The sequence below is a fragment of the Streptomyces sp. Root1310 genome, from assembly GCF_001426425.1.
GTDB lineage: Bacteria > Actinomycetota > Actinomycetes > Streptomycetales > Streptomycetaceae > Streptomyces.
Genome location: NZ_LMEQ01000002.1, coordinates 145,266 through 167,327, shown reverse-complemented (window position 1 = coordinate 167,327; position 22,062 = coordinate 145,266). Strand labels below are relative to the sequence as shown.

General features: G+C 70.7%; 19 protein-coding genes. 11 read left to right on the top strand and 8 right to left on the bottom strand.

Translation table 11 applies throughout. The annotated features are described in order from the left end of the window. Positions 1 to 100 precede the first annotated feature (100 nt). The gene (locus tag ASD48_RS10400) at positions 101 to 1,081 is read left to right on the top strand and encodes an ATP-binding protein (protein WP_057601221.1); all 981 of its coding nucleotides are present in this window, start codon (positions 101 to 103) and stop codon (positions 1,079 to 1,081) included. A gap of 134 nt (positions 1,082 to 1,215) precedes the next feature. On the opposite strand, the gene ASD48_RS10395 is transcribed toward ASD48_RS10400, so the two are convergent. Next, positions 1,216 to 2,499, bottom strand: a complete 1,284-nt coding sequence (locus ASD48_RS10395) for a hypothetical protein (RefSeq protein WP_057601220.1) — start codon at positions 2,497 to 2,499, stop codon at positions 1,216 to 1,218. Positions 2,500 to 2,834: 335 nt separating this feature from the next. Here ASD48_RS10395 and ASD48_RS10390 point away from each other — a divergent pair, with 335 nt between their 5' ends. The 6 genes from ASD48_RS10390 to ASD48_RS45100 all read left to right on the top strand — a co-directional run bounded on the left by ASD48_RS10390 (position 2,835) and on the right by ASD48_RS45100 (position 11,446). Beyond that, positions 2,835 to 5,639: a SulP family inorganic anion transporter gene (locus tag ASD48_RS10390; protein WP_057601219.1), complete on the top strand. Its 2,805-nt coding sequence runs from the start codon at positions 2,835 to 2,837 to the stop codon at positions 5,637 to 5,639. Between the two features lie 351 nt (positions 5,640 to 5,990). After that, positions 5,991 to 7,949 carry an acetate--CoA ligase gene (gene acs, locus ASD48_RS10385; RefSeq protein WP_057601218.1) on the top strand — a complete coding sequence of 653 codons (1,959 nt, stop codon included), beginning with the start codon at positions 5,991 to 5,993 and terminating at the stop codon, positions 7,947 to 7,949. A gap of 171 nt (positions 7,950 to 8,120) precedes the next feature. Then, entirely contained in the window at positions 8,121 to 9,557 is a 1,437-nt protein-coding gene (nhaA, locus tag ASD48_RS10380) for a Na+/H+ antiporter NhaA (protein ID WP_057601217.1), read from the top strand. 143 nt (positions 9,558 to 9,700) lie between these two features. Continuing rightward, entirely contained in the window at positions 9,701 to 10,189 is a 489-nt protein-coding gene (locus ASD48_RS10375) for a phage holin family protein (RefSeq protein WP_057601216.1), read from the top strand. Then, on the top strand, positions 10,186 to 11,136 hold the full coding sequence (locus tag ASD48_RS10370; protein WP_057601215.1) for an alpha/beta hydrolase: 951 nt from the start codon (positions 10,186 to 10,188) through the stop codon (positions 11,134 to 11,136). Before ASD48_RS10375 ends, ASD48_RS10370 begins: the two co-directional genes overlap by 4 nt. A 127-nt stretch (positions 11,137 to 11,263) precedes the next feature. Then, positions 11,264 to 11,446 (top strand): hypothetical protein, encoded by a 183-nt coding sequence (locus tag ASD48_RS45100; RefSeq protein WP_078615678.1) that lies wholly within the window; start codon positions 11,264 to 11,266, stop codon positions 11,444 to 11,446. 76 nt (positions 11,447 to 11,522) lie between these two features. Here ASD48_RS45100 and ASD48_RS10365 read toward each other — a convergent pair whose 3' ends face one another. From ASD48_RS10365 to nth, 3 genes are all read right to left on the bottom strand, one after another. Further along, positions 11,523 to 12,722: a MarP family serine protease gene (locus tag ASD48_RS10365; RefSeq protein ID WP_057601214.1), complete on the bottom strand. Its 1,200-nt coding sequence runs from the start codon at positions 12,720 to 12,722 to the stop codon at positions 11,523 to 11,525. A 114-nt stretch (positions 12,723 to 12,836) separates the two neighbouring features. Next, a complete protein-coding gene (locus ASD48_RS10360) occupies positions 12,837 to 13,532 on the bottom strand; it encodes a CoA pyrophosphatase (protein ID WP_057601213.1) in 696 nt (231 codons plus the stop codon). A gap of 328 nt (positions 13,533 to 13,860) precedes the next feature. Then, a complete protein-coding gene (nth, locus tag ASD48_RS10355; RefSeq protein ID WP_057601212.1) occupies positions 13,861 to 14,832 on the bottom strand; it encodes an endonuclease III in 972 nt (323 codons plus the stop codon). 329 nt (positions 14,833 to 15,161) lie between these two features. Here nth and ASD48_RS10350 point away from each other — a divergent pair, with 329 nt between their 5' ends. Beyond that, on the top strand, positions 15,162 to 15,836 hold the full coding sequence (locus ASD48_RS10350) for a Crp/Fnr family transcriptional regulator (protein WP_020129286.1): 675 nt from the start codon (positions 15,162 to 15,164) through the stop codon (positions 15,834 to 15,836). A gap of 139 nt (positions 15,837 to 15,975) precedes the next feature. Beyond that, positions 15,976 to 16,818: a nucleotidyltransferase domain-containing protein gene (locus ASD48_RS10345; RefSeq protein WP_057601211.1), complete on the top strand. Its 843-nt coding sequence runs from the start codon at positions 15,976 to 15,978 to the stop codon at positions 16,816 to 16,818. Here the strand turns inward: ASD48_RS10345 and ASD48_RS10340 are convergent. From ASD48_RS10340 to ASD48_RS43180, 4 genes are all read right to left on the bottom strand, one after another. Next, complete coding sequence (locus ASD48_RS10340; protein ID WP_057601210.1) at positions 16,815 to 17,657, bottom strand: MBL fold metallo-hydrolase; 843 nt, start codon at positions 17,655 to 17,657, stop codon at positions 16,815 to 16,817. The two genes, ASD48_RS10345 and ASD48_RS10340, sit on opposite strands and share 4 nt — an antisense overlap. A gap of 166 nt (positions 17,658 to 17,823) precedes the next feature. Further along, entirely contained in the window at positions 17,824 to 18,756 is a 933-nt protein-coding gene (locus tag ASD48_RS10335) for an NUDIX domain-containing protein (RefSeq protein ID WP_057601209.1), read from the bottom strand. A gap of 165 nt (positions 18,757 to 18,921) precedes the next feature. Then, on the bottom strand, positions 18,922 to 19,386 hold the full coding sequence (locus tag ASD48_RS10330) for a RidA family protein (RefSeq protein WP_057601208.1): 465 nt from the start codon (positions 19,384 to 19,386) through the stop codon (positions 18,922 to 18,924). Then, the gene (locus tag ASD48_RS43180; protein ID WP_020129281.1) at positions 19,383 to 19,541 is read right to left on the bottom strand and encodes a DUF4177 domain-containing protein; all 159 of its coding nucleotides are present in this window, start codon (positions 19,539 to 19,541) and stop codon (positions 19,383 to 19,385) included. Before ASD48_RS43180 ends, ASD48_RS10330 begins: the two co-directional genes overlap by 4 nt. Positions 19,542 to 19,661: 120 nt before the next feature. Here ASD48_RS43180 and ASD48_RS10325 point away from each other — a divergent pair, with 120 nt between their 5' ends. Together ASD48_RS10325 and ASD48_RS10320 are read left to right on the top strand one after the other, a co-directional pair. After that, complete coding sequence (locus ASD48_RS10325; RefSeq protein ID WP_057601207.1) at positions 19,662 to 20,639, top strand: ArsA-related P-loop ATPase; 978 nt, start codon at positions 19,662 to 19,664, stop codon at positions 20,637 to 20,639. After that, on the top strand, positions 20,636 to 22,054 hold the full coding sequence (locus ASD48_RS10320; protein ID WP_057601206.1) for an ArsA family ATPase: 1,419 nt from the start codon (positions 20,636 to 20,638) through the stop codon (positions 22,052 to 22,054). The genes ASD48_RS10325 and ASD48_RS10320 overlap by 4 nt, the downstream gene beginning before the upstream one ends. Positions 22,055 to 22,062 lie beyond the last annotated feature (8 nt).

Genomic DNA, 22,062 nt, shown 5'->3' with positions numbered 1-22,062 from the left:
AGTACGACACTACGCAACCAGCGCGCGCACCCCACGAAGGAGTGGTCTTCTTCACGCACTCCTGCCACACACAGCTATCACCGCACTACCCTTTGTGAACATGAAAATTGCTTTCGTCGGGAAGGGTGGCAGCGGCAAGACGACCCTGTCCTCCCTGTTCATCCGCCACCTCGCCGCCGACGGCGGGCCCGTGATCGCGGTTGACGCGGACATCAACCAGCATCTGGGACCCGCTCTGGGCCTCGACGAGGCGGAGGCCGCCGCGCTGCCCGCGATGGGCGACCGGCTGCCGCTGATCAAGGACTACCTGCGCGGTTCCAACCCTCGTGTCGTCTCCACCGAGACGATGATCAAGACGACACCGCCCGGTGAGGGCTCCCGGTTGCTGCGGGTGCGCGAGAACAACCCCGTGTACGAAGCCTGCGCCCGGCCGGTGGAACTCGACGGCGGCGCCGTCCGTTTGATGGTCACGGGCCCCTTCACGGACGCCGACCTGGGGGTCTCCTGCTACCACTCCAAGACAGGAGCGGTGGAACTGTGCCTGAACCACCTGGTGGACGGACCTGACGAGTACGTCGTGGTCGACATGACCGCGGGCTCGGACTCCTTCGCCTCCGGCATGTTCACCCGCTTCGACCTCACGTTCCTCGTGGCCGAGCCGACCCGGAAGGGAGTCTCCGTCTATCGCCAGTACAAGGAGTACGCCCGCGACTTCGGCGTCGAGCTGAAGGTCGTCGGCAACAAGGTGCAGGGCCAGGACGACGTCGACTTCCTGCGCGCCGAGGTCGGGGACGACCTGCTCGTGACGGTCGGCCACTCGGACTGGGTGCGCGCCATGGAGAAGGGCCGGCCGCCCCGGTTCGAGCTCTTGGAGGACACCAACCGCCAGGCGTTGCGCCTGCTGCGGGCGACCGTCGACTCGGCGTACGCAAGGCGCGACTGGGAGCGCTACACACGGCAGATGGTGCACTTCCACCTGAAGAACGCCGAGTCCTGGGGCAATGAGCGGACCGGGGTCGACCTGGCGGCGCAGGTCGACCCCGGATTCGTCCTCGGCGAAAGCCTCACGGCGTCCGTATAGCGGCCTTCCTCCAGCGGCCTCCGTGTGACCGCCTCCGTGTGAACGCCTCCGCGCGACGGTTCCCGTGACCGATCCTGTCGGTGGCGCTTGCCGCCGGGACACCACCCGGCCGTGACCCCGATCGGCCCGGGTGCCTACTGCCTGACCGCCGGAGCCCCGGGCACACCCCTCGGGGCCGGGGCGGCGCCGCCGGACAGGAAGGACTCCCAGCCGGGCTTCGGGGACTCGCCGACGTCCAGCGTGCGCAGCTTGGCCAGGGCCTTCGGGTCCTGGGCGTCCAGCCAGTCGGCGAGCTGCCGGAACGACACGCAGCGCACGTCCGGCTTGTTGCAGACGTTCTCGACGACCTCCTCGACCGCGCGCATGTACGTGCCGCCGTTCCAGGACTCGAAGTGGTTGCCGATGATCAGCGGTGCGCGGTTGCCGTAGTAGGCCCGGTCGAAGCCCTTGAGCAGGCCGTCACGCATCTGGCGACCCCAGAACGCGTGCTTGTCGGGGTCACCCTGACTGGTGGTGCCGGACTGGTTGACCATGAAGTTGTAGTCCATGGTCAGCTGCTCGTAGGAGTGGCCGGGGAAGGGCACGAGCTGCATCGACAGGTCCCACAGGCCCTGCTTCTTGCCGGGCCACACCTGGTTGTTGACGCCACTGGTGTCGTAGCGGAAGCCCAGCTCGCGGGCGGCCTTCATGAAGTTCTTCTGGCCCTCGAGACAGGGGGTGCGGGCGCCGATGAGTTCCTTGTCGTAGTCGAAGGGCAGCGGAGCCGCTTCCTTCAGACCGGTGTTGGTCTTCCAGGTCCTCACGAACCGCTTGGCCTGGTCGATCTCGTCCTTCCACTCCTCGATCGACCACTCACCGACGCCACCGTTCTTCCCGCAGAAGTGGCCGTTGAAGTGGGTGCCGATCTCGTTGCCCTCCAGCCACGCCAGGCGCAGCTGCTTCACGGTGTCGGCGATGCCCTGCTCGTCGTTGAAGCCGATGTCGGAACGGCCCGGCGAGTGCTGCGGCGGCCGGTACAGGTCGGCCTTGTCCTCCGGCAGCATGTACACGCCACTGAGGAAGTACGTCATCGTCGCGTGGTTGGCCTTGGATACCTCGCGGAAGTGGGAGAACAGCTTCTGGCTGTCCTCGCCTGCGCCGTCCCAGGAGAAGACCACGAACTGCGGCGGCTTCTGGCCCGGCTTCAGCCGCTCGGGGCGGGGCAGGTGGGGCTGCGCCCCGGTGTACGCGGTGGAACCGTCGCCGATCAGGCGGACGGCACTCTTGGGAGCGGCGGGTGCCGGCTTTGCCTTCGGTGGGCCCGGCACCCCCTCCTCGGAACCGTGGGAACCCCCGGTTCCCGTCGCGCAACCGGCGAGCGATGCGGCGACAACCGCGGCGACCACTGCGCCCGCGGCGATCCTCTGGGTGGCGGCCATGTTCCGCCCACCTTCTTCCTTCTCTCGGCCAACGCCGACGAGGGCGTTCTCTGGTGACGCGCCGGGACGAGCCGGCAGCGCCGTCAAGGTCGCACGGAGTCGAGAAGGAATTAGTACGACAAGCCGACAAAAAGGCCACTTCACTCGCGTGGGTGATTACCTGCCCCATTTGCCGCAAATATCCATGCTTGGCCTTTACTCTGCATTACGATCTGTTTACCGAGCGTTGATTTCATCCCGCCGCTGCACGCCGTGACCCACGGCCGCGACCGCCCCCGCCCCAACCGGGGGACCACATGTTCCGCGACCGCGCTGCCCCGGAGGAGACGGGAACCATGTCCGCCTGCGCCCCCACCCGCACCGCCCACTCGACGCGCACCGAGCGCATCCAGCCGACCACCAGCCCCCCACCGGCCCCGCACCGCCGCTTCCGCATCGCGGGCGCCGACGTGTCCGCCTCGATCGCGGTCTTCCTGATCGCCCTGCCCCTGTCCCTCGGCATCGCCCTGGCCACCGGCGCGCCCCTACAGGCCGGTCTCGTCGCCGCCGCCGTCGGCGGGATCGTCGCCGGATGGGTCGGCGGTGCGCCGCTCCAGGTCAGCGGCCCCGCGGCCGGTCTGACCGTGGTCACCGCCGACCTCATCCAGCGCTACGGCTGGCGGACGACCTGCGCCATCACCGTCCTCGCCGGACTCGCCCAGCTCGGTCTCGGCTGTCTGCGCGTGGCGCGCACCGCCCTGGCCGTCAGCCCCGCCATCGTGCACGGCATGCTCGCCGGCATCGGCGTCACCATCGCCGTCGCCCAACTGCACGTCGTCCTCGGCGGCACCCCTCAGAGCTCGGTCCTCGACAATCTCCGCGCTCTGCCCGCCCAGCTGGCCGGCCTGCAGCCGGCGGCCGTGGCCGTGAGCGCGCTGACTCTGACCCTGCTGCTGCTCTGGCCGCGCATCCCCGGCCGGGTGGGCCGCCTGGCGCAGAGAGTGCCCGCCGCACTCGTCGCCGTCACCGGCGCCACCGTCACCGCCGCGCTCGCGGGTCTCACCCTGCCCAAGGTGGACCTGCCGTCCTGGAGCAGTCACGCGCTGGCGGGGCTGCCGGAGGGACCGGTGCTCGGACTCATGGCCGCCGTCCTCACCACCACCCTGGTGTGCAGCGTGCAGTCGCTGCTCGGCGCGGTCGCCGTGGACAAGCTGATCTCCTCGCGGCCGGACCTGCTCAGCGCCCGCTCCACCCGTGTCGGCCGCTCCGATCTGGACCGCGAGCTGCTGGGCCAGGGCGCGGCCAACATCGTCTCCGGAGCACTGGGCGGGCTGCCGGTGGCGGGCGTGGCGGTGCGCAGTGCGGCGAATGTCCAAGCCGGTGCCGTGAGCCGGAACTCGACGATGCTGCACGGCGTTCTCGTAGTAGTCGCCGCGCTGCTGATGGTCCCGATTCTGGATCTCATCCCGCTCGCCTCACTCGCCGCCCTGGTGATGGCCGTCGGCATCCAGATGGTGTCCCTGCACCACATTCGTACGGTGACCCGCCACCGTGAGGTGCTGGTGTACGCCGTCACCACCCTCGGCGTGGTCGTCCTCGGCGTCCTGGAGGGCGTGACGCTCGGCATCGCCGTGGCCGTCGCCGTCGCCCTGCACCGCCTCGCCCGCACCCGGATCACCCACCACGAGCACGAAGGAGTCCATCACGTCCACGTAAGAGGCCAGCTGACGTTCCTCGCCGTGCCGCGACTGAGCCGCATCCTGCATCTCGTACCCCAAGCCACCCATGTCGTCGTCGAGTTGGACGGCTCCTTCATGGACCACGCGGCGTACGAGGCCCTGCAGGACTGGCAGAAGACACACACCGCCCGGGGTGGCTCCGTCGAGCTGACCGGCCGCCGCTCCGGAACGGGACTCGACACCAGTACGGACGTCGAGGCGGACACCAGAGCCGATGCCCAGGCAGGCGTCGGCTCCCGCAGCAGTACCGGCACCGGCATCAGTACTGGCACCGGTACTCGCGCCGGTATCGGAGAAGGTGGCTCGACCGCTCCCCCGGCGCTCGATCCCGTTCACGCCGGCGAGGTTCCGATCGCCGACTGCCGCTGCCGTCCCTGGACGCCCTGGCGCAACCACCAGTGCGAAGTACCACGGGAAACGACACAGACCCCGCAGACACCACAGACCCCACAGGCCTCGACGCCGACACCCACACCGACACCACTGACAGCGCAGGCCGCAGAGTCGTCCGACGCAGCAAGCCCAGCGGAAGAGACAGCGGCGAGCACAGGCACAGGCACGGAAGCGCCCGGATCAGCCCGAGGGAGGGAGACGACACAGTCCGCCGAGTCGGCGAAGCCAGGAGGGCCGAAGCGGCCGTCCCCGCCGCAACCTCCAGGCCGGCCAGAAGAGCCGGGCCAGCCGGGCGAGCCGGGCGAGGAAGGCCAGCCGGGCCGGGGAGGGCGGTCAGGAGCGTCCGTCGAGCCGAGTGGACATCAACTGGTGCGTGGCATCAGCGCGTTCCAGCGCAACACAGCACCGCACGTGCGGGGTGAGCTGGCGCGACTGGCCCGGGAAGGGCAGCGGCCCACCCAGCTCTTCCTCACCTGCGCCGACTCCCGGCTGGTCACATCGATGATCACCTCAAGTGGTCCGGGCGACCTGTTCGTGGTGCGCAACGTCGGCAACCTCGTGCCGCCGCCCGGCGAGGAGAGCGGGGACGACTCGGTGGCGGCCGCGATCGAGTACGCGGTGGACGTGCTGAAGGTGCGGTCCATCACGGTGTGCGGGCACTCCGGGTGCGGCGCCATGCAGGCGCTGTTCGACACCGAACCCGGCGGTGCGCGGACCCCGTTGCAGCGGTGGTTGCGGCACGGTGTGCCGAGCCTGGAGCGGATGGCCGACGACGGCCGTCCCCACGCCCGACTGGCCGGGCGGGCGCCGGTGGACGCGGTCGAGCAGCTCTGCCTGACCAACGTGGTCCAGCAGTTGGAGCACCTGCGGGCCCACGAGTCGGTGACCCGGGCCCTGCGGAGCGGGGCTCTGGAACTGCACGGGCTGTACTTCCACGTGGGTGAGGCGCAGACGTACCTGCTCACGGAGGAGGCCGCGGGCGACGGCGAGTTGTTCGGCCATGTGGGGGAGGCGGGTGTGCCGGCCTGAACCGGCGCGACGCCTCCCCGATGTCTCGCGGCGCGGGCGCGGATGTGAAAGGCGTTACACCGGCTGAACTCCCTCCGCTCCGTGTCCGTGGGTACGGATGACCCCTGGGTCGATCCAAGTCGTTCCAGGCCGTTCCAGGCCGATCCAAGGGGAACGGCCTGGATCGATCCAAGGTGGACGGCCTGGGTCGAACCAGGGACGCTCTCCGGCCACCGTGGAACGAGGTCGGCAAGCGGCGGCCCCTACAGGTCTAAACCAATTTTTGGTCGGGCCTTGTCACCGGACCCCTGGGTCTGATGAGCTGTGGCCTGGGACACAACGGACACGGACACCCTTCGAGGGGGAGATGTCGTGAGCAACGAATCCTTGGCCAACCTGCTCAAGGAAGAACGCAGGTTCGCGCCGCCCGCCGATCTGGCGGCCGACGCCAACGTCACGGCGGAGGCGTACGAGCAGGCCAAGGCTGACCGGCTCGGTTTCTGGGCCGAGCAGGCGCGTCGGCTGACCTGGGCCAAGGAGCCGACCGAGACGCTGGACTGGTCGAACCCGCCGTTCGCCAAGTGGTTCAAGGACGGCGAGCTCAACGTCGCCTACAACTGCGTCGACCGGCATGTGGAGGCCGGGAACGGCGACCGGGTCGCCATCCACTTCGAGGGCGAGCCGGGCGACAGCCGCGCCATCACCTACGCCGAGCTCAAGGACGAGGTGTCGAAGGCCGCCAACGCCCTGCTGGAGCTGGGGGTGCAGAAGGGCGACCGGGTCGCCGTCTACATGCCGATGATCCCCGAGACGGCCGTCGCGATGCTGGCCTGCGCCCGGATCGGCGCCGCGCACTCGGTCGTCTTCGGCGGCTTCTCGGCGGACGCACTGGCCACCCGTATCCAGGACGCGGACGCCAAGGTCGTCATCACCTCCGACGGCGGATACCGCCGCGGCAAGCCGTCCGCGCTGAAGCCGGCCGTGGACGACGCCGCCGACCGCGCGGGCAACGTCGAGCATGTGCTCGTCGTGCGACGCACGGGCCAGGACGTCGCCTGGAACGGCGAGCGTGACGTGTGGTGGCACGAGATCGTCGAGCGTCAGCCGACCGAGCACACCCCCGAGGCGTTCGGCGCGGAGCACCCGCTGTTCATCCTCTACACGTCGGGAACCACGGGTAAGCCGAAGGGCATCCTGCACACCTCCGGCGGCTACCTGACGCAGACCGCCTACACCCACCACGCGGTCTTCGACCTGAAGCCCGAAACGGACGTCTACTGGTGCACCGCCGACGTCGGCTGGGTCACCGGGCACTCCTACATCGTCTACGGACCGCTGGCCAACGGCGCGACGCAGGTCATGTACGAGGGCACCCCGGACACCCCGCACCAGGGCCGGTTCTGGGAGATCGTGCAGAAGTACGGGGTGACGATCCTCTACACGGCGCCGACCGCGATCCGTACGTTCATGAAGTGGGGCGACGACATCCCCGCCAAGTTCGACCTGTCCTCCCTGCGCGTGCTCGGCTCGGTCGGTGAGCCGATCAACCCCGAGGCCTGGATCTGGTACCGCAAGCACATCGGCGGCGACCGGACACCGATCGTCGACACCTGGTGGCAGACCGAGACCGGCGCGATGATGATCTCGCCGCTGCCCGGCGTCACCGCCACCAAGCCCGGCTCCGCACAGCGGCCGCTGCCCGGCATCTCCGCCACCGTCGTCGACGACGAGGCGAACGAGGTGCCCGACGGCGGCGGTGGCTACCTGGTCCTCACCGAGCCCTGGCCGTCGATGCTGCGCACCATCTGGGGCGACGACCAGCGCTTCCTCGACACCTACTGGGCGCGCTTCGAGGGCAGGTACTTCGCCGGCGACGGCGCGAAGAAGGACGACGACGGCGATATCTGGCTCCTCGGCCGCGTCGACGACGTCATGCTCGTGTCCGGCCACAACATCTCCACCACCGAGGTCGAGTCCGCGCTCGTCTCCCACCCGGCCGTCGCCGAGGCCGCCGTCGTCGGCGCCGCCGACGAGACCACCGGACAGGCCATCGTCGCCTTCGTCATCCTGCGTGGCACGGCCGACGCCGGGGACGAAAACCTCGTCGCCGACCTGCGCAACCACGTCGGCACCACCCTCGGCCCGATCGCCAAGCCCCAGCGGATCATGCCGGTCGCGGAACTGCCGAAGACCCGCTCCGGCAAGATCATGCGCCGGCTGCTGCGCGACGTCGCGGAGAACCGCCAGCTCGGGGACGTCACCACACTGACCGACTCCACCGTCATGGATCTCATCCAGGCGAAGCTCCCCGCCGCACCCAGCGAGGACTGAGCAGGTCAGGGGATGGGCACCCGGCGACACCGCGCCGGGTGCCCTTTTCACCCCTACCGTGGGGATCACCGGATTCCTCCCTGCGTACTTTAGGTAGGCTAAAGAAAAAGGTGCGCCGGGAAGTCTGGTCGGCATGTGCTCAGTGCTGCCCACCGACCGGAGGCCCTCACCGTGTCCGCGCCCCGCAACACCGCCCCCCGCAAGGTCTTCGGACGGCTGTCCCTGCCCGAGCGGAACTTCGTCGCGGAAGCGCTGCGCGCCGAGACCGTCGGCGGTGTGCTGCTGCTCGTCGCCGCCGTCGCGGCGCTGATCTGGGCGAACGCACCCGGACTGCACGACAGCTACGAGAGCGTCAGCCACTTCCACTTCGGACCCGCGGCCCTCGGACTGAACCTCTCCGTCGCGCACTGGGCGGCCGACGGCCTGCTCGCGATCTTCTTCTTCGTCGCCGGTATCGAACTCAAGCGGGAACTCGTCGCCGGTGACCTCAAGGACCCCAGGGCCGCCGCGCTCCCCGTGGCGGCCGCGCTGTCCGGGATGGCCGTGCCCGCGCTCGTCTACACGCTCACCAACCTCAGCGGCGGGGGCTCACTGGACGGTTGGGCGGTGCCCACGGCCACCGACATCGCGTTCGCCCTGGCCGTGCTCGCCGTCATCGGCACGTCCCTGCCGAGCGCGCTGCGCGCCTTCCTGCTCACCCTCGCGGTCGTCGACGACCTCTTCGCGATCCTGATCATCGCGGTCTTCTTCACGAGCACCATCGACTTGGTGGCGCTGGGGGGCGCGGCCGTCGGCCTGCTCCTGTTCTGGCTGCTGCTGCGCAAGGGCGTGACCGGCTGGTACGTCTACGTCCCGCTCGCGCTCGTCATCTGGGCGCTGATGTACAACAGCGGCGTGCACGCCACGATCGCCGGGGTCGCGATGGGTTTGATGCTGCGCTGCACGACGCGCGAGGGCGAGGAGCACTCCCCCGGCGAACGGATCGAGCACCTCGTCCGGCCCCTCTCCGCGGGGCTCGCGGTGCCACTGTTCGCCCTGTTCAGCGCCGGTGTGGCGATCTCGGGCGACGCGATCGGGGACGTCTTCGGAAGGCCGGAGACGCTCGGTGTCGTCCTCGGTCTCGTCGTCGGCAAGACGATCGGCATCTTCGGCGGGACCTGGCTGACCGCCCGCTTCACCCGCGCCTCGCTGAGCGAGGACCTCGCCTGGGCGGACGTCTTCGCCGTCGCGTCCCTGGCCGGCATCGGCTTCACCGTGTCGCTGCTGATCGGGGAGCTCGCCTTCGAGGGCGACCCGGTCCTGACCGACGAGGTCAAGGCCGCCGTCCTGCTGGGCTCACTGATCGCGGCGACCCTCGCGACCGTCCTGCTCAAGCTGCGCAACGCCGAATACCGCCGGATGTGGGAGGCCGAGGAGCGCGACGACGACCTCGACGGCATCCCGGACGTGTACGAGGAGGGCGACCCGGCCTATCACCTGCGGATGGCGGAGATCTACGACCGCAAGGCCGCCGAGCACCGCCGCCGAGCCGAGGAGATCGCCCGCGACGCCGGCCGCGAGAATGCCCTCGGGGAGGCTCTCGGAAAGGCTCGGGAGGAGCCCGGGTAGAGGGCCGAGGAGGGGCCGACACGCGCCACGGGCCTGCCGAAGTGACGGGCGGGGCAGGCGAGGAGGGCAACCGTCCGGCATGATCTGACGGGACGGTACAAAAGAAGCCAGAAGCAGCACAGCAGCAGAAGAGGGAGAACGCGATGAGCGCACCCGACGGCAGCCCGGTCGGCGCCGAACGCAGCATCGGCCAGCTGTTCGCCTCGGCGACGACCGAATTGTCTGCGCTGGTGCACGACGAGATCGCGCTGGCGAAGGCCCAGCTGAAGCAGGACGTCAAGCGGGGAGCGACGAGCGGTGGGGCGTTCTCGGTGGCCGGCGCGGTCCTGCTGTTCTCCCTTCCGATGCTCAACTTCGCCCTGGCGTACGGCATTCGGACCTGGAGCGACTGGAACCTCGCGATCTGCTTCCTGCTCTCCTTCGCGGCGAACGTGCTCGTCGCGCTCGTCCTCGTCCTGATCGGCGTGGTCTTCGCGAAGAAGGCGCAGAAGAGCAAGGGTCCGCAGAAGGTCGCCGCGTCGATGAAGGCCTCGGCGGGCGTCCTCCAGAACGCCAAGCCGCACCCGCGGCCCGAGCTCCCGCAGGACCGGGTCCCGGAGGCCATCGAGGCTGTGGCACGCTCGTCGTCATGACGGACCCCGCCACTCCTTCGGCCCAGCCCGCTTCGGTCGTACGGCCGGACGCCGTCTGCGGCGTGCAGGTCACCCATCGCGAGGTCGCCGCGAACGGTGCCCGCTTCCACATCGCCGAGGTCGGCGACGGTCCGCTGGTCATGCTCGTCCACGGTTTCCCGCAGTTCTGGTGGACGTGGCGGCACCAGCTGGTCGCGCTGGCCGACGCGGGCTTCCGGGCCGTCGCGATGGACCTGCGGGGCGTGGGCGGCAGCGACCGTACGCCGCGCGGCTACGACCCGGCCAACCTCGCCCTCGACATCACCGGCGTGATCCGCTCCCTGGGCGAGCCGGACGCCGCGCTGGTCGGCCACGACCTGGGCGGCTACCTGGCGTGGACGGCGGCCGTGATGCGCCCCAAGCTCGTCCGCAGGCTCGCCGTCGCCTCGATGCCGCATCCCCGGCGCTGGCGCTCGGCGATGCTCGCCGACGTCCGGCAGACGACCGCGAGCTCCCACATCTGGGGCTTCCAGCGGCCGTGGATCCCCGAGCGGCAGCTCACCGCCGACGACGGCGAACTGGTGGGCCGGCTGATCCGGGACTGGTCCGGGCCGCGGCCGCCGGAGGACGAGGCGGTGGAGACCTACCGGCGCGCCATGTGCATCCCCTCCACCGCGCACTGCGCAGTCGAGCCGTACCGGTGGCTGGTGCGCTCGATGGCCCGGCCGGACGGCGTCCAGTTCTACCGGCGCATGAAGCGGCCCGTGCGCGTGCCCACGCTGCATCTGCACGGATCCCTCGATCCGGTGATGCGCACCCGGAGCGCGGCAGGCTCCGGGGAGTACGTCGAAGCGCCGTACCGCTGGCGGCTGTTCGACGGGCTCGGCCACTTCCCGCACGAGGAGGATCCGGTCGCTTTCTCCACCGAACTGGTCAACTGGCTGAAGGATCCCGAGCCCGATCGGTGACCGCGCCATCGTGGCAGGCGGCCGGTCCTGAACGTCAGTACGACGAACAGCCAAATGCCCGGCGCATAGGCCAATTGGCCGCTCTGAGAACGGTTATCGACCTTGGGGCAGGGGCAGACGTCGGTGTATGGGCTGGACGCACGACTACAGTGACGCACCACGCAACCGCCGCTCGGCCAACGGCCTGAGCCCCCACCAACGAGGTGCCGACCCGCAACTGCCGGGCTCGGACCTCCGGGTGGGCATTCCGCGCATCCTGCGCCGCCGGGCCCGCTGGGTCTCGGTCCGCCTGCGTCACCCTCGAGGCTGACCCGGCGGAGGATCGCCGAGGGGCCCTGTCCGGGCCCACTCCGCGCCCCCCTCCGCGGGGCGCTCCCGTCGGCTCCTCAAAGGGCGCAGCTGTCGCTGTCCACCTGTTGGCCCGCGGTACGCCCCTCGGTGATGTCCTGCTGGATCTCGTCCGCGGTGAGGGCGTAGCCGGTGTCGGCGTCGTCGAGGGACTTCGCGAAGACCACGCCGTACACCTTGCCGTCGGGGGTCAGCAGCGGGCCTCCGGAGTTGCCCTGACGGACCGTCGTGAACAGCGAGTACACGTCACGGCGCACGGTGGTGCGGTGGTAGATGTCGGGCCCGTTGGCCTTGATGCGACCCCGCACACGCGCGGCACGGACGTCGTACGAACCGTTCTCCGGGAACCCGGCGATGATCGCGCCGTCACTGCTCACCGCGTCCTTGGCGGTGAACTGCAGCACGGGCGCGTCCAGATCCGGCACGTCCAGGACGGCGATGTCGCGCTTCCAGTCGTACAGGACGACCGTGGCGTCGTACTTGCGGCCCTCGCCGCCTATCTGGACGGTGGGTTCGTCGACGCCGCCCACGACGTGCGCGTTGGTCATGACACGGCGCTCGCCGAAGACGAAGCCGGTGCCTTCCAGAACCTTGCCGCAGCTCTCCGCGGTGCCCATGACCTTGACGATGGAGCGCTGCGCGCGCTTGGCCACCGCACTGTTGGCCAGGGCCGGGTCGGGCGGCTGGACGTCGGTGATCGGCTCGTTGGAGAACGGGCTGAAGACCTGCGGGAAGCCGTTCTGCGCGAGGACGGAGGAGAAGTCGGCGAACCAGGTGTCGGCCTGGTCGGGCAGCGCGTCGGACACCCCGTGCAGCACCTTGGAGCTACGGACCTCCTTGCCCAGCGTGGGCAGGGTGGTGCCGGCGAGGGCGGACCCGATCAGCCACGCCACCAGCAGCATCGCCACGACGTTGACCAGCGCGCCGCCGGTCGCGTCCAGCGCGCGGGCCGGGGACCAGGTGATGTACCGGCGCAGCTTGTTGCCGAGGTGGGTGGTGAGGGCCTGGCCGATCGAGGCGCAGACGATCACGACGATGACCGCGACGACCGCGGCCGTGGTGCTCACCTCCGAGTTGTCGGTCAGCGCGTCCCAGATCACGGGCAGCAGGTACACGGCGACGAGGCCGCCGCCCAGGAAACCGATCACCGACAGGATGCCGACGACGAAGCCCTGGCGGTAGCCGACGACCGCGAACCAGACGGCCGCAACCAACAACAGGATGTCCAGCACGTTCACCGCTTCGCGCCTCGCCTCGTCAAATCGCGGTCACCACAGGTCGGCCGGGGGTCCGACCCGCCGCGAAGCGGCGATGGGGTTCCCCCGGGCAGACACAGCACGGTGGACACCCTGTCATGACCGCCAGTCGAGCGGGACCTGCTTCTCGCGGTCCCAGGGGTGCTCCCAGCCCGCGAAGTGCAGCAGGCGGTCGATCACCCCGGCCGTGAAACCCCATACAAGGGCGGATTCGACCAGAAATGCCGGGCCTCGGTGACCACTGGGGTGCACGGTCATGGCGCGGTTCTCCGCGTCCGTGAGATCCGCCACGGGAACCGTGAAGACGCGGGCGGTCTCCGCCGGATCGACCACGCCGACCGGGCTCGGCTCGCGCCACCAGCCCAGGACCGGGGTGACGACGAAGCCGCTGACCGGGATGTACAGCTTGGGCAGCACGCCGAAGAGCTGGACGCCGGCCGGATCGAGCCCGGTCTCCTCCTCGGCCTCGCGCAGCGCGGCCCGGAGCGGCCCGTCGCCGTGCGGGTCGCCGTCCTCCGGGTCGAGGGCGCCGCCCGGGAAGGAGGGCTGACCCGCGTGGGAGCGCAGGGAGCTGGCACGCTCCATGAGCAGCAGCTCGGGTCCGCGCTCGCCCTCGCCGAACAGGATCAGGACGGCCGACTGGCGCCCCGCGCCGTTCTCCGGGGGCAGGAAGCGGCTGAGCTGGAGCGGCTGGACCGTCTCGACGGCGTGCACCACCGGGTCCAGCCAGGCGGGCAGACCCTCTTTGCTGAGCGTCACCGCTTCGCCCTGCGTGTTGCTCGCGCGTGTCATCGCCACACCACCCCCCGTTCTGCCCTGTCCAACGCCCGGGAACCGACAGATCGTTCCGCGCGCCGACCCCCGATCACGTGTGTCCCGCGTGTCCTGGGTGTCATTCGCGCCGCGCGGGTCTCATCTGTCCTGCGGGTCGTATGTGCCCCGCGGGTCGTACGTGTCCCGCCGGTCGTACGTGTCGAGCAGGTTGCTTGTGTCCTGCGAGTTGCTTGTGTCCTGCGGGTCGTATGCGACTCGCAGGTCGTACGCCTCGTACGGGGCGTACGGGGCGCGGGCATACGCAGGCCGGTGCGGGCCGCCGTCCGCCCTTCCGTCAGGCCTTCCGTCATCCGGCCCCCAGCGGCGGAGCGGGCCTGCCGCCCGCGTCCAGGTAGGACTGGGGCGGATTCAGGCGCTGGCCGGGGAAGCCGCCCTTCTCGTACTTCAGGAGCTTCTTCGCCTTCTCCGGGTCCGTCTCACCCTCGCCGTACGCCGGGCAGAGCGGGGCGATGGGGCACGCGCCGCAGGCCGGTTTGCGGGCGTGGCAGATACGGCGGCCGTGGAAGATCACATGGTGCGAGAGCATCGTCCAGTCGCTCTTGGGGAAGAGCGCGCCGACGGCCGCCTCGATCTTGTCGGGCTCGGTCGCCTCGGTCCACTGCCAGCGCCGTACGAGCCGCTGGAAGTGCGTGTCCACGGTGATCCCGGGCTGGCCGAACGCGTTGCCCAGCACCACGAAGGCGGTCTTGCGACCGACGCCGGGCAGCTTGACCAGGTCTTCGAGCCGACCGGGGACCTCGCCGCCGAACTCCTCCACCAGGGCCTTGGAGAGGCCCATAACCGACTTGGTCTTGGCCCGGAAGAAGCCGGTGGGGCGGAGGATCTCCTCGACCTCCTCCGGGTCGGCGGCGGCCAGATCCTCGGGGGTGGGGTACTTGGCGAAGAGGGCGGGGGTCGTCTGGTTCACCCGGAGGTCGGTGGTCTGGGCGGACAGGACCGTGGCGACCACCAGCTGGAAGGGATTCTCGAAGTCCAGTTCGGGGTGGGCGTAGGGGTAGATCTCGGCGAGCTCGCGGTTGAGGCGACGGGCACGGCGGACGAGAGCGGTGTGGGACTCGGGCTTCCTGACCGCGGCGCCCTGGCCGGCCCCCTTGCTCGCGGAGCCCTTGCTCGCGGCAGCTTTGGTCGCGGGAGCTTTGCTCACGGCTTCCTTGTCCCCGGGGGCCTTCTTCGCACCGCGCCCGGCCGCGACCTTCTCGACGGCCGCTTTCCCGCTGCCGGCTTCTTTCCCGCTGTCGGCCGCTTTCTTCGCAGGCATTTCGTTTGTCACCTTTGCCGTTTTCCTACCACCGCCGGGGTCCTGTTCGCCCACAGCGGAAAGACGACGTACAACCACCCGTCCAGCCCCCTTGGCCTGTGCTCTCACCGGCGATTTGGACACTCGGCCAGCCTAAAGCCCGGCACCGACATCCGCCCCGGACCCTGAAGATCGGCCCCCAATTGGACCCCTGCCGCTTACCTCGGGACATGTGTGCGGCATCCTTGTGACAGATCACACTGTTTGGACCGTCCAGCAAAACGGGGAACACGGTCCCCTGGTAAGCGGGGAAGCAAGATCCCCTGAGCAGGTCGACAAGGAGAGAACTCGTGGACGACGTTCTGCGGCGCAACCCGCTCTTCGCGGCACTCGACGACGAGCAGGCCGCAGAACTGCGCGCCTCCATGAGCGAGGTGACCCTGGCCCGTGGCGACTCCCTCTTCCACGAGGGCGACCCGGGCGACCGGCTCTATGTCGTCACCGAGGGCAAGGTCAAGCTCCACCGCACCTCCCCGGACGGCCGGGAGAACATGCTGGCCGTGGTGGGTCCCAGCGAGCTCATCGGAGAGCTCTCGCTCTTCGACCCGGGTCCGCGCACGGCGACGGCCACCGCCCTCACCGAGGTCAAGCTCCTCGGTCTCGGCCACGGCGACCTCCAGCCCTGGCTGAACGCCCGGCCCGAGGTGGCCACCGCCCTGCTGCGCGCCGTCGCCCGGCGCCTGCGCAAGACCAACGACGCCATGTCCGACCTGGTCTTCTCGGACGTCCCCGGCCGCGTGGCCCGCGCCCTGCTGGACCTCTCGCGCCGCTTCGGCGTGCAGTCCGAAGAGGGCATCCACGTCGTGCACGACCTGACGCAGGAGGAGCTGGCCCAGCTCGTCGGCGCCTCGCGCGAGACCGTGAACAAGGCGCTGGCGGACTTCGCCCAGCGCGGCTGGCTGCGCCTGGAGGCGCGGGCGGTCATCCTGCTGGACGTGGAGCGACTGGCCAAGCGGTCCCGCTAGGCGCCGGCCGCTGCACGAGGGGAAGACCGATCGGTGTGACCGTCACCGTCTCCGGCGGCTGCCGCCCCCAGACCCCCGCTTCGGCCCTTGAGGCGCCTCGTCCTCAAGCGCCGGACGGCCTGGTCCGCACGGTGGTTCCATGACCGAAGCGGTCTCCTCCCGAGGGCTCGACTCCCGAGGGCTCGACTCCCGAGGACACATCGCCCGCGAAGGCTCCCTCGCGCGCGTGCCTGATGTTTTTCGGCCGGTCGTCGCGGCGGCTCGGGACCGGATCCCGGGCGTCTTCGGAACCCGGCTGCACAGCGCGTACCTCTACGGGTCGATTCCGCGCGGTACCGCGCGCGAGGGACACAGCGATCTGGACCTTCTGGTGGTCCTGCGTGAGGAGCCGACCGACGCGGACCGGGCCGACGGCCGTGCGCTCGACGAGGCCCTCGACACGCAGTTCCCGCAGATCGACGGCAGCGGCACGCTGCTGGTGGACCACGCGCGCGTGCTGAGCGACCTGGAGAGGCACGACCTGGGGTGGTTCCTGGCGTGCCTGTGCACGCCGCTGCTCGGGGAGGACCTCGCCGCGCACCTGCCCCGCTACCGCCCGGACTCCCTGCTCGCGCGCGAGACCAACGGCGACCTCGCCCTGCTCCTGCCGCGCTGGCGCGATCGCATCGCCGCCACGGAGGACTCCGAGGAGGCCCTGAGGCCCCTCGTCCGGTTCATGTCCCGCCACCTCGTGCGCACCGCGTTCACGCTCGTCATGCCCCGCTGGAACGGCTGGACGAGCGACCTGCACGAGATGGCGGAGGCCTTCGGGGCCTTCTACCCGCGGCGCGCGCAGCAGCTACGGGCGGCGGCCGCCCTCGGGTACGAGCCGAGCGGCGACCGCGCCGTCCTCTTGTCCTACGTCGACGACCTCGGCCCCTGGCTCGCCGAAGAGTACGCGCGCGTGCACGGCGTGAAGGCCGACAGGCCGCAGGAACCCTAGACCGGACCCTGGATGAGCCCGTGCTCCCTCAGGTACTCCATCTGCGCCCGCACGGACAGCTCCGCGGCGGGCCACAGGGAGCGGTCGACATCGGCGTACACATGGGCGACGACCTCGGCGGGGGTGCGGTAGCCGTTCTCGACGGCCGTCTCGACCTGGGCGAGGCGGTGGGCACGGTGGGCGAGGTAGAACTCCACGACGCCCTGTGCGTCCTCCAGGACCGGCCCGTGGCCCGGCAGGACGGTGTGGACGCCGTCGTCGACCGTGAGGGACCTGAGCCGCCGCAGGGAGTCCAGGTAGTCACCCAGGCGGCCGTCGGGATGCGCGACGACGGTCGTGCCACGGCCGAGGACCGTGTCGCCGGTCAGCACGGCCCGGTCGGCCGGGAGATGGAAGCAGAGGGAGTCGGCGGTGTGGCCGGGCGTCGGGACGACCCGCAGCTCCAGGCCGCCCACCCTGATCACGTTCCCGGCCGCCAGGCCCTCCTCCCCGAGCCGCAGCGCGGGGTCCAGGGCCCGCACCTTCGTGCCGGTCAGTCCGGCGAAGCGGGCGGCGCCCTCGGCATGGTCGGGGTGGCCGTGCGTCAGCAGGGTCAGGGCGACGCGCTTGCCGGCCCGCTCGGCGGTGTCGACGACCGCGCGCAGGTGGCCGTCGTCCAGCGGGCCCGGGTCGATCACGACCGCCAGGTCGGAGTCGGGCTCGGAGACGATCCAGGTGTTCGTGCCGTCCAGGGTCATCGCGGACGCGTTCGGCGCGAGGACGTTGACCGCGCGCGGGGTGGCCGGGCCGGAGAGGACTCCGCCTCGCGGCTGGCCGGGGAGAGCGGCTGCGTCGGTCATGCGAAGGGGCCTTCCATAGGGCTGGGCGGAACGTCACCTCGGCGGCGGACGGCCGACGCGGCACATCGGGGCGCTCCGGACGGCGCGAGGGCCCCGCGAAGGACCCGCCCGCCGCCGGGCGGCCGGCTCGGAAGACCGCTCGCGCCGGCGCGCCCACCGATGTCCGTCATGCGACGCCCCCGCGGGTCGCGTCGGTCACGTCGGTCACGCCAGCAGCGCCGGCCGCGCCGCGCACGCCGGTCGCCTCGGTCGGGATGTGCTTGGTGAACTCGTCGTGCCCCGGCCAGGACAGCACGACCTCGCCCTCCTCCAGGCGGGCCTGCGCCAGGACGGGCGTCAGATCACGGCCGGGAGCCGCGGCGAGCGCCTCGGCGGCCGTGGCGTACGGGACGAGCCGGCGCAGGGTCGCGATGGTGGGCGGCATCATCAGCAGCTCGCCCTTGTCGTACGAGGCCGCCGCGTCCGCCGGGCGGATCCACACCGTGCGGTCGGCCTCGGTGGAGGCGTTGCGGGTGCGCTGGCCCTCGGGGAGCGCGGCCACGAAGAACCAGGTGTCGTAGCGGCGGGACTCGAACTCCGGGGTGATCCAGCGCGTCCAGGCGCCGAGCAGGTCGGAGCGCAGGACCAGGCCTCGGCGGTCGAGGAACTCGGCGAAGGACAGTTCACGGGTGGCCACCGCGACCCGGTCCGCCTCCCAGTCGGCGCCCGTGATGTCACCGACGACGGAATCGGGCGTGCGCCCCGCGAGCAGGACGCCCGCCTCCTCGTAGGTCTCGCGTACGGCCGCGCAGACGATCGCCTGGGCCGCCGTCTCGTCGACACCGAGCCGCTCGGCCCACCACGCGCGCGTGGGGCCCGCCCAGCGGACGTGAAGGTCGTCGTCGCGCGGGTCGACGCCACCGCCGGGGTAGGCGTACGCGCCTCCGGCGAAGGCCATGGAGGCGCGTCTGCGCAGCATGTGGACGACGGGACCGCCGTCGGTGTCCTTCAGGAGCATGACGGTGGCCGCGCGCTTCGGGGCCACCGGAGTGAGGGTGCCGTCCGCGAGCGCGCGGATGCGTTCCGGCCAGTCCTGGGGGAACCACTGCCCATTCGCCATGGGCGCGAGGCTATCCCGTGGTGCGTGAATGTTCGAGGGGCCCCCGAGGTCGGAGCGCGTCCACGGGGCGCCCGCGGGGACGCCTCCGGGATGCCCCGCACGGCACCGGGGAGAGGCGTCCGCAAGGCGCCCACGGAGCGAAGGCGCCTACGGGACGGAACACGACTACGGAACGAGCTCCACCTGGATCTCGACCTCCACGGGCGCGTCCAGCGGCAGCACCGCGACGCCCACCGCGCTGCGCGCGTGCACGCCCTTGTCGCCGAGGACCTCGCCCAGCAGTTCGCTCGCGCCGTTGAGGACGGCGGGCTGGCCGGTGAAGTCCGAGGCCGACGCCACGAAGCCGACGACCTTCACCACGCGCGCGATGCGGTCCAGGTCGCCCGCGACCGACTTGACGGCGGCCAGGGCGTTCAGCGCGCAGGTGCGGGCCAGCTCCTTGGCCTCCTCGGGGGTGACCTCGGCGCCCACCTTGCCGGTGACCGGCAGCTTGCCGTCCACCATGGGCAGCTGGCCGGCCGTGTACACGTACGGGCCGGACTGCACGGCCGGCTGGTAGGCCGCGAGCGGCGGCACGACCGCCGGCAGGGTCAGCCCCAGCTCGGCGAGCCTCGTCTCGACCGCGCTCACGCCTTGGCCCGCTTCAGGTAGGCGACGAGCTGCTCCGGGTTGTTCGGCCCGGGCACGACCTGGACGAGCTCCCAGCCGTCCTCGCCCCAGGTGTCCAGAATCTGCTTCGTTGCGTGGACGAGCAGCGGCACGGTTGCGTATTCCCACTTGGTCATGGGGCCGACTGTATCCGCTGTCGCCCGAGGGCCCGTTCCACAGGCCATGTGGCCGATATCGACCCCCCTTGTCCACAGCCTCCCGATTGCCTCGGGCGCCGAATGGTTACGCTCGAAGACGTGAGCAGGCTCCAGGTCGTCAGCGGTAAGGGCGGGACCGGTAAGACGACGGTCGCCGCGGCCCTCGCGCTGGCCCTCGCCACGGCAGGGAAGCGGACGCTTCTCGTCGAGGTGGAGGGCCGGCAGGGCATCGCACAGCTCTTCGAGACACAGGCGTTGCCCTATGAGGAACGCAAGATCGCCGTCGCCTCGGGGGGCGGTGAGGTATACGCACTGGCCATCGATCCCGAACTGGCCCTTCTGGACTACCTCCAGATGTTCTACAAACTGGGAGGCGCCGGACGGGCCCTGAAGAAGCTCGGCGCCATCGACTTCGCCACCACCATCGCGCCCGGACTGAGGGACGTCCTCCTCACCGGCAAGGCGTGCGAGGCGGTGCGGCGCAAGGACAAGAACGGGCGGTTCATCTACGACTACGTCGTCATGGACGCCCCGCCCACGGGCCGCATCACCCGCTTCCTGAACGTCAACGACGAGGTCGCCGGGCTGGCCCGGATCGGCCCGATACACAATCAGGCACAGGCGGTGATGCGGGTGCTGAAGTCGTCGGAGACGGCCGTGCACCTGGTGACGCTGCTCGAGGAGATGCCCGTCCAGGAGACCGCCGACGGTATCGCCGAGCTGCGGGCGGCGAAGCTGCCGGTGGGGCGGGTCATCGTCAACATGGTGCGGCCCGAGGTGCTGGACGAGGACGGTCTGGAACTCGTACGGACCGTGACTCGTTCATCCGTCGCCCGGTCGTTGTCCGCCGCCGGGCTCGGCGGGGCGCGGCGCGGGGGGCACGCCGAGCGGCTGGTGGATCCGCTCCTGCAGCAGGCCGAGGAGTACGCCGAGCGGTACGCGCTGGAGCACGAGCAGCGCGCGGTCCTCGGGGAACTCGACCTGCCGCTGCACGAACTGCCTTTGCTCGCCGAGGGCTTGGACCTCGCGGGCCTGTACCAGCTCGCCCACGAACTGCGGAAGCAGGGGATCGCATGAGTCCGGACCAGGCCCACGACCAGGGAAGCCCCCGGCGCCGTCTCTCCCCCGCTCCCGTGCTGGACCTCGATCCGCTGCTCGACGACCCGGCGACCCGCATCGTGGTGTGCTGCGGCTCCGGCGGCGTCGGCAAGACGACCACGGCGGCGGCGCTCGGGCTCAGGGCGGCCGAGCGGGGCCGCAAGGTGGTGGTCCTCACCATCGACCCGGCCCGCCGGCTCGCCCAGTCCATGGGCATCGACTCGCTGGACAACACCCCGCGCCGCGTCAAGGGCGTCGAGGGGGACGGCGAACTGCACGCCATGATGCTCGACATGAAGCGCACCTTCGACGAGATCGTCGAGGCGCACGCGGACGGCGACCGGGCGGCCTCGATCCTGGGCAACCCGTTCTACCAGTCGCTCTCGGCGGGCTTCGCGGGCACGCAGGAGTACATGGCGATGGAGAAGCTGGGGCAGCTGCGCGCGCGGGACGAGTGGGACCTGATCGTCGTCGACACACCGCCGTCCCGCTCGGCGCTGGACTTCCTGGACGCGCCGAAGCGGCTCGGGTCGTTCCTGGACGGCAAGCTGATCCGCGTCCTGCTCGCGCCCGCCAAGGTCGGCGGCCGCGCGGGAATGAAGTTCCTGAACGTCGGGATGTCGATGATGACCGGCGCGCTCGGCAAGCTGCTCGGCGGGCAGCTGCTGAAGGACGTGCAGACGTTCGTCGCGGCGATGGATTCGATGTTCGGCGGCTTCCGCACGCGCGCGGACGCCACGTACAAGCTGCTCCAGGCGCCGGGCACGGCGTTCCTGGTGGTGGCGGCTCCCGAGCGGGACGCACTGCGGGAGGCCGCCTACTTCGTGGAGCGGCTGGCCGCCGAGGACATGCCGCTGGCCGGCCTGGTGCTGAACCGCGTGCACGGCAGCGGTGCCGCCCAGCTGTCCGCCGAGCGGGCGCTCGCCGCTGCGGAGAACCTCGACCTCGTCCATGCCCGCGCGGCGGAAAATCTTGAAGAGCCCCGCATTGTGGATCAGGACGGCGGGAAAGCTGGTCTTCGTAACTCTCCCGACACGTACGGCAGTTCAGAATCTCCCGCAACCGATCCGGAGCGCGACGCCCCCACCGGCGCGAACCGGCACACGGTCACCGACACGGACCGGACAGCGAGCGCCGACGCGAACACCGGCGCGGACGCGGACCGGACCGTGGACGACCTCACCGCGGGCCTGCTGAGGCTGCACGCGGAACGCATGCACCTGCTCTCCCGCGAGCAGCGCACGCGCGATCGCTTCACCGCGCTCCACCCCGAGGTGGCGGTGTCCGAAGTGGCCGCGCTGCCCGGCGATGTGCATGACCTCACGGGGCTGCGGGACATCGGGAACCGGCTCGCGGCCAACCGGCCGGAGCTGCCCGAGGCTGCCGACGCCTGAGCCGAGGG

Coding starts and splice junctions, on each gene's coding strand:
- ASD48_RS10400 (WP_057601221.1), top strand. CDS start 101: ATGAAAATTGCTTTCGTCGGGAAGGGTGGCAGCGGCAAGACGACCCTG.
- ASD48_RS10395 (WP_057601220.1), bottom strand. CDS start 2,499: ATGGCCGCCACCCAGAGGATCGCCGCGGGCGCAGTGGTCGCCGCGGTT.
- ASD48_RS10390 (WP_057601219.1), top strand. CDS start 2,835: ATGTCCGCCTGCGCCCCCACCCGCACCGCCCACTCGACGCGCACCGAG.
- ASD48_RS10375 (WP_057601216.1), top strand. CDS start 9,701: ATGAGCGCACCCGACGGCAGCCCGGTCGGCGCCGAACGCAGCATCGGC.
- ASD48_RS10370 (WP_057601215.1), top strand. CDS start 10,186: ATGACGGACCCCGCCACTCCTTCGGCCCAGCCCGCTTCGGTCGTACGG.
- ASD48_RS45100 (WP_078615678.1), top strand. CDS start 11,264: ATGGGCTGGACGCACGACTACAGTGACGCACCACGCAACCGCCGCTCG.
- ASD48_RS10360 (WP_057601213.1), bottom strand. CDS start 13,532: ATGACACGCGCGAGCAACACGCAGGGCGAAGCGGTGACGCTCAGCAAA.
- nth (WP_057601212.1), bottom strand. CDS start 14,832: ATGCCTGCGAAGAAAGCGGCCGACAGCGGGAAAGAAGCCGGCAGCGGG.
- ASD48_RS10345 (WP_057601211.1), top strand. CDS start 15,976: ATGACCGAAGCGGTCTCCTCCCGAGGGCTCGACTCCCGAGGGCTCGAC.
- ASD48_RS10340 (WP_057601210.1), bottom strand. CDS start 17,657: ATGACCGACGCAGCCGCTCTCCCCGGCCAGCCGCGAGGCGGAGTCCTC.
- ASD48_RS10335 (WP_057601209.1), bottom strand. CDS start 18,756: ATGGCGAATGGGCAGTGGTTCCCCCAGGACTGGCCGGAACGCATCCGC.
- ASD48_RS43180 (WP_020129281.1), bottom strand. CDS start 19,541: ATGACCAAGTGGGAATACGCAACCGTGCCGCTGCTCGTCCACGCAACG.
- ASD48_RS10320 (WP_057601206.1), top strand. CDS start 20,636: ATGAGTCCGGACCAGGCCCACGACCAGGGAAGCCCCCGGCGCCGTCTC.